The sequence below is a fragment of the Pseudomonas sp. RIT623 genome (assembly GCF_004519305.1).
In the GTDB taxonomy this organism is placed as follows: Bacteria; Pseudomonadota; Gammaproteobacteria; order Pseudomonadales; family Pseudomonadaceae; genus Aquipseudomonas.
Genome location: NZ_SOZA01000094.1, coordinates 1 through 659, shown reverse-complemented (window position 1 = coordinate 659; position 659 = coordinate 1). Strand labels below are relative to the sequence as shown.

The following is a 659-nucleotide window of genomic DNA, read 5'->3' as shown; positions in this document are numbered from 1 at the left end:
GCCACGACAAATCTATGGTCACCCCATTTTTTGCAATACTGTTCATCAGATGGAATGGATGGCTTGCTTCAATCTATCCGGCGTCTATTGGGCTCGTATCCCGCGCCACGATGAGCATTCGCGCCTGGCGATCCTAATAAAGTAAGCGGCTTCCAAGAGCCAATTGGTCGTTCAGGATCATCGCCAGGCCGATCGGCCGTTTATTTCATCTGTTGTTCAGCTATCGCAAAACCTGATGGTGAAACACGGTGCAGCACTACGGGGTCAGGCGTTCATAGCGTCTGGCTCCGTTTTGTATTGCGTATGCCGAGTGGTAATGGCCCATGCAATGCGTGCCAGTTTGTTGGCCAACGCGCAGGCCACCACATTGGAGTGACGTCGCGCGAGCAGTGAACACACCCAATCGGCCAATGGGCCTTTCTGGTACTTCAAACGCATCAGGTAAACCCGTGCGCACTGCACCAACAAGCGTCGAAGGTTCTTGTCGCCGCGCTTGCTGATCCCCAGCAAAGCTGGCCTACCACCAGTGCTGTACTGGCGGGGCACCAGACCTACAGAGGCAGCAAAGTCCCGGCTACTGCCGTATTGCTGCGCGGCCCCCATTTCCACAGCCAGCAGGCTGGCGGTGATCGGCCCGACACACGGGATAGTCAGCAAAC

1 protein-coding gene is annotated in these 659 nt (G+C 56.1%); it reads right to left on the bottom strand.

Annotated elements, in window-relative coordinates; all coding sequences use genetic code 11:
- Positions 1-264: 264 nt before the first annotated feature.
- Positions 265-659, bottom strand: a 395-nt coding sequence (locus E3U47_RS24800; protein ID WP_134694194.1) for a transposase, incomplete at its 5' end; no start/stop codon positions are given.